Annotated in this window: 6 protein-coding genes; 1 reads left to right on the forward strand and 5 read right to left on the reverse strand. The window is 47.0% G+C overall.

Annotation, left to right across the window (positions count from 1 at the left end; all coding sequences use genetic code 11):
- Positions 1-127 precede the first annotated feature (127 nt).
- The 5 genes from IE074_RS14595 to IE074_RS14615 form a co-directional block, all read right to left on the reverse strand.
- Entirely contained in the window at positions 128-907 is a 780-nt protein-coding gene (locus tag IE074_RS14595) for a hypothetical protein (RefSeq protein ID WP_189386179.1), read from the reverse strand.
- A complete protein-coding gene (locus IE074_RS14600) occupies positions 908-1,114 on the reverse strand; it encodes a hypothetical protein (RefSeq protein ID WP_189386180.1) in 207 nt (68 codons plus the stop codon).
- Positions 1,115-1,839: 725 nt separating this feature from the next.
- Entirely contained in the window at positions 1,840-2,994 is a 1,155-nt protein-coding gene (locus IE074_RS14605) for an acyl-CoA dehydrogenase family protein (RefSeq protein ID WP_189386181.1), read from the reverse strand.
- Positions 2,991-3,746, reverse strand: a complete 756-nt coding sequence (locus IE074_RS14610; protein ID WP_189386182.1) for an enoyl-CoA hydratase/isomerase family protein — start codon at positions 3,744-3,746, stop codon at positions 2,991-2,993. Before IE074_RS14610 ends, IE074_RS14605 begins: the two co-directional genes overlap by 4 nt.
- 56 nt (positions 3,747-3,802) lie before the next feature.
- Positions 3,803-4,768, reverse strand: a complete 966-nt coding sequence (locus IE074_RS14615) for an NAD(P)H-dependent flavin oxidoreductase (protein WP_189386183.1) — start codon at positions 4,766-4,768, stop codon at positions 3,803-3,805.
- Positions 4,769-5,136: 368 nt separating this feature from the next.
- Between IE074_RS14615 and IE074_RS14620 the strand changes: the two genes are divergently transcribed.
- Positions 5,137-5,964 (forward strand): IclR family transcriptional regulator, encoded by an 828-nt coding sequence (locus IE074_RS14620; protein ID WP_189386184.1) that lies wholly within the window; start codon positions 5,137-5,139, stop codon positions 5,962-5,964.
- The last annotated feature ends 189 nt before the right edge of the window (positions 5,965-6,153 follow it).

The following is a 6,153-nucleotide window of genomic DNA, read 5'->3' on the forward strand; positions in this document are numbered from 1 at the left end:
TTCGGTCTTCAAGCCTTTAGCTGCCTCGCGAGCAAACGCTTCCAGTTTCTTTTTGTCCATGTGATCTATCCTTTTCCCTGTGTGGGTGTAATGATAGACGGTTTACACAGTTTTATTTACAGGCTCTTTATTTTTCTTCGTGATGAAAGTCTTGATAATACTTAAAATCGAATAACGAAATACTTTCAACTTCATTTAATCGGATGACACATTTAAACTCTTTCATGTCTACCGGGAAGGTGGTATCTGTTTGTGGTTCGCGATTATTGTTGCTGTTTTTCTTATATACTTCAAGGTAGTTATGATCAAAATTAACGACTAAAGTATCTTTTTCCCTGTGTCCACTCAGATAGGGGATGATGACTATATTGTCTGAGTCAATGTGTTCGAACTGTTCACTAACGATAACACCAACATAGACTTTTCTGGATTTCAAGGATATTTTTACTGGTTTGATTTCAGAGGAAGCATAAATTACGATATCAAGTATTGCATCCAGATTTCTTAATTGCGATGTCCAATTGTACATTTCCGCCTGTTTTTTCTTATCTTGATTAATTTTATGCTGGCACATCACCATTGAAAAAAGTATGACACCTGCCATCCAGACATCAATCTGTGCAATTTGTTTAAACCATATTAGTTCTGTAAACCAATTAATGGGATCATAATTTTCTAGTGTAAATGCCAGTTTGGGTAGGGCAAGAGTTACAGTTAAGACATATCCAAATATCACAAAAATAAGAAAGGCAAGCAAACCTTGAAAAATAATGGTTATGCCATGATGACCTAATAATACATATGACTCCCAGCCAGCGCTTCTTTTTAATATGGCTTGTTGAACAGGAATTGCTGTGCAATACCTGTACCCTAAAACCAGAATAATCAGGACAAGAATTAAGGCCACTTAACGGCCTTTTAAATTGATTTTTTCCAGGCTTTTCAGGTGTTCCTTAATGTTTTTTTGAACTTTTTCATTTTTATAATTCAGGCGCATACTTCCGTCTTTATCCAAAATAAGGACATCATTTTTAAATGAGGAAGCTTGTTCAGTTGACATAAGCTTCTTGCCCACAAATTCACAGAATTGCTTTGCACGGTTAAATGTACGCATGGTAATCTCCTATAAATGTGGGTTAAATGTGCTAAGCAGGATAGGTATCCCGCAAGGAAAAGCACCCTGATACCTGAAAATATTTTGGCTTCCTGTTATTTGATTGTATGTTAAAAATCCATTGCCAGCAAACTGAAGACTGGATGGTATTATCCATATTTGTTGTGCTGCCTTGTTTTTAGTTACCCGAAAACGGGTACAAACATTTCTTTCTAAAACAGGCAAAAGGTGTGACAAGTGCAGTCCCCTGCAGCGACTTCGGCGCGTAGCGGCGTCAGAGCAAAGGGGGCTGCACTTTCCACACCGCTATTAAAATAGAATTCAGGAAAACATCCGCCTGGAAATTATTCAATCAACCCATTGCTTTATGACAGCATCCTGTGGCTTCGTTTGATTGCCTCATTTTTTATGCAACCACCTTGTGGCTTCGTTTGATTGCTTCATTTTTTATGCAACCACCTTGTGGCTTCGTTTGATTGCCTTATTGTTTTATGCAACCACCCCGTTGCTTCGTTTGATTGCCTTATTTTTATGCAACCACCCCGTCAGGCTTCGCCTGCCACCCCTCCACGGGAGGGGAATGGAAAACGCAGTCTGGACATTAAGTCTCAGACTGCGCATCAACATCTAATCAGCTTAGGGTATCTAAAACAGCTTGGTGCATCCGATCAGCTTGGTGCATCTAATCTTAGTGCATCCAAACTGGTTGATACCTCCAATCAGAATCAGATGGAATCATTCCGGATCAAATCCTTGGCAATAATAACTTGCTGGATCTGAGAAGTGCCTTCATACAGCCTGAACAAACGAACGTCACGATAGAAGCGTTCAATACCGTACTCTGACACATAACCCGCACCGCCAAAAATCTGCACCGCACGGTCTGCCACGCGGCAGCACATTTCGGTAGAGAAATACTTCGCACAAGAAGCAAGGGCGGATACATTTTCGCCTGCGTCACGACGACGGGCCGCATCAAGAATCATGCACTCAGCCGCATAAATTTCAGCTTTGCTGTCTGCCAGCATGCCTTGCACCAGCTGGAAATTGGCAATAGGCTGGCCAAACTGCTTGCGATCTTTGGCATAATTCAGTGCGTCACGCAACATACGTTTGGCGGCACCCGTTGCAATAGAAGAAATATGCAGGCGACCCTTATCCAGCACCTTCATCGCTGTTTTGAAACCAACGCCTTCCACGCCACCAATCAGCTGGCTGGCAGGAATACGGCAGTTTTCAAAAATAACGTCACAAGTATGAGCGCCTTTCTGGCCCATTTTCTTGTCAATTTTGCCCAATGACAAACCGGGTGTGTTGGCTTCCACGATAAAAGCGGAAATGCCACCTGCACCTTTGATCTCGCTGGAAGTGCGTGCCATGACTGTAAAAATGCCGGCATGTGGAGCGTTGGTAATATAGCGTTTGGTGCCATTCAATACATAAAAATCGCCATCACGGACCGCTGTGGTGCGCAGTGAACCGGCGTCTGAACCGGCTTCGGGCTCGGTCAGGGCAAAAGAGCCAATCAACTCACCGGCAGCCATGCGTGGCAGGTATTTTTCTTTTTGTTCGGGCGTACCGTCAATCACAATTCCAGAACCGCCAATGCCGTTGTTGGTACCAATGTATGAGCGGAAAGCAGGAGAGGTTTGGCCCAGTTCAAAGCCAATCCGCACTTCTTCTTCCATGGTCAAACCCAGGCCGCCGTACTCTTCGGGCAAGGTCAGGCCAAAAAGGCCCAGTTCTTTCATTTGTTCAATGATTTCCGCGGGGATTTGATCAGTTTCCGCGACTTGCTCCTCGGCCGGGACAAGTACTTCGTTAATAAAACGACGAAGGCTGTCCTCTAATAATGTCTGGGTTTCTTGATCTTTAATCATGATTTCAACTTCTCTGGTTTAGTAAAAAATTGCTGGAATGCAGCCTGTGCCTCGTCAGAAACTAGGCACTTGATAAAGGCTTCACGTTCGCAGTCAAGGGATTCGTTAATTAACGGGGTTAAAGTCCTTTTCAACAGGGACTTGGTGGTTTTTAATGATAACAAAGACTGTGCGGCCATGGTATTTGCAATTTTACTTGCTTTGTCCAGCGTTTCGCCCGGAGCAACCAGTTCGTTAATGAATTTGCTCTCTAAGGCTTCTTGTGCTGTAAAAGGCTGGCCAAGATACAGCCACTCGTTGGCTTTGCGGATACCTACATACTGTGCCAATAGTACACTGGAAGCGCCTTCGGGGCATAACCCCAAGGGTACAAAAGGAATCCGGAAAATCGTGTCGCTGGCGGCAATAATAAAATCGCAATGCATTAGCATGGTAACACCAATGCCAATTGCGGCGCCTTCCACCGCGGCAATCACGGGAATATCGGTGTTAACCAGGGCCCTTAAAAAACGCAGGCCGGCACTTTCGCCTTCGGGCCTGCTTTGGAAATCACGCAGGTCATTGCCAGCGGTAAAGTACTGTTGTGCGCCTTGCAGAATAATCGCGTGCAAGTCGTTGCGCCCGGTGGCCGATTCAAATGCCCGGGTAAGGGCGGCATAGGTGGCCGTATCCAGGGCATTGCGCCGCTCGGGGCGGTTAATCGTGATCGTTAGCACCTTATTGTGTTCGGAAAGCAAAACAGTTTGCGTCATGAGTTCTTCGCCAGGGGTATGAATGACGGGGGGGGTGAAGGGCAGAGGCATAAAAGTTACAGCTCGGCCATGATGCGCTGACGGGCGGCTTCGTATTCCTGTTTCATGTTTTTTACGATGTCGGCCGTGCTTTCAACCGAATCAATACTGCCCACACCTTGGCCTGCGCCCCAAATATCTTTCCAGGGTTTGACGCGGGTAGAGCCAAAGTTGGTGGCCAGTTTTTCTTCTTCGGTCAGGTTCTCGGGATTCAGGCCCGATGCAATAATGCTGGGAGTCAGATAGTTGCCGGGAATGCCGGTAAAAAACGGGGTGTATAAAATATCCTTGGCCGAAGATTCCACAATCATTTTTTTGTAGCGCTCATCGGCATTGGCCTCGTGGCTGGCAATAAAGCGTGTGCCTATATAGGCAAAGTCCGCACCCAGGGCGCGGGCGGCAAGAATGCTGCTGCCGGTGGTAATGGAACCGGAAAGCGCGATGGGTCCGTCAAAGAACTTGCGGACTTCAGGCAAAATGGCAAAAGGACTTAGCTTGCCGGCATGACCGCCTGCACCACTGGCCACCAGGATAAGGCCGTCTACCCCGGCTTCCAGGGCTTTTTCTGCGTGGCGAATGGTGGTTACGTCATGAAAAACCAAACCACCCCACTCGTGCACGTGCCTGACCACGTCGTCGGGGGCGCGCAGGCTGGTAATGATCATGGGAACCTTATGTTTGGCGCAGGTTTGCATGTCGTTATCAAGCCGGTCATTGGAAGCGTGAATGATCTGGTTGATGGCGTAAGGCGCCACTTTGCGACCGGGTTCTTTGTTGCGTACATCATCCAGGGTTTCACTGATTTGGGCCAGCCAGTCATCAAGCAGTTCCGCAGGGCGGGCATTTAATGCGGGCATAGACCCAATGACACCACTTTTACATTGTTCAATAACCAGTGCGGGACTGGAAACGATGAACATGGGAGAGCAAATAACGGGCAGTGTCATTTGCTGGTGAAGTTTTTCAACGATAGGGTTTGTCATTGGAGATGCCTCAAAATCAAGTTGTTGTTTTGCAATGCGGTATAGAATAGGGCAGAAGCAATGATAAAATCAAGTACCTGGCTTGCTTGATGTCCTATTCCGATCACTGATTTTAACGGTTTGCCTGGCCTTGCGCTAATCAGTTTTAGTGAATGCCTTAATCGGATGAGATGAAGTTCAAAATGCTTGAAGGGGTTTTAGCGTAAATCCCTTTAATTCTGCATTGCAAAATATGTTTTCATTATTGTTGCCGTGTGGTAGCATTTGGTAAAATTTCAGGGCAGTGGCGCTGGGCTAATGCTGGGCTTATGCCCATGTTTTCCCGTGTTTGCCAAGGCCAATTATTTCCTGATTATAAATAAAAGAACATGACATTATCCAAACTTTCCAACAGCTCAGTCAGCCTGACTGATTCGCTAATACAAAAATACAAAGATGACCGCCATTTTGTGACCGCCCTGGCCCGTGGCCTTGAGGTCCTGGCCTGTTTCCGTTCGGGTAATAAGGTGCTCAGCAACCAGGAAATTGCGCAGCGTTGCGGTTTGCCCAAGTCAACGGTTTCACGGCTTACTTCCACGCTGATTAAATTGGGTTATTTAACCCAGGATGAATCCAGTGGAAAATACCGTTTGGGTATGGCAACCTTGTCGTTAGGGGTGGGTATGCTGGCCAAACTGGATATTCGCCAGTTGGCACGTCCGCTGATGCAAGAGGTGGCCGATTTTTCCCAGGGTATGGTAACGCTGGGCGCCCGTGACCGGCTTTCAATGCTATATATAGAAAACTGCCGCAGCCGCTCGGCGCTTACGCTAAGTCTTGATGTGGGTGCCCGTATTCCCATCGCCACGTCCTCCATGGGAAGGGCGTATCTGGCCGAAGCCAGCCAGGCTGAGCGCAGTGAGATAATTGAACGTGTGCAAGAGCTGGATGAGCAGTCAAGTGAAGCGATTATTGCCGGCATTAACCAGGCGATGCAGGATTATGAGCGCCTGGGCTGCACGTGTTCTTTTGGCGATTGGTTAAAAGACGTGAATGCGATTGCGGTGGGTGTGAATTTGGGCCCCAATTACCCGATCATGGCGCTTAGCTGCGGCGGGCCTTCCTTTAGCTTGTCTGCCGATTTTTTACTTAATGAAGTCCGTCCGCGCTTGCAGGGTATTGTGCAGCGACTGAAAGAATCCATGGGGCAGGTGTAGGGGGCTTAAAGCCAGGGCCTCGTCCCCATGCAGGTGCGGCACTCCTCTCGTTCCCATGCTCCGCGTCACTGCCATTAAGTTAAGCATTTTTTGAGATAATAAGCGGCTTTGATTGACAGTTGAACATGGCTAAAAAAAGCAGGCAATTGAAGTTACCCAAGAGCGGCTTGAAGCGAATAGCTTCAAGCA

The organism is Advenella faeciporci, from assembly GCF_014652395.1.
Taxonomy (GTDB): Bacteria; Pseudomonadota; Gammaproteobacteria; order Burkholderiales; family Burkholderiaceae_B; genus Advenella; species Advenella faeciporci.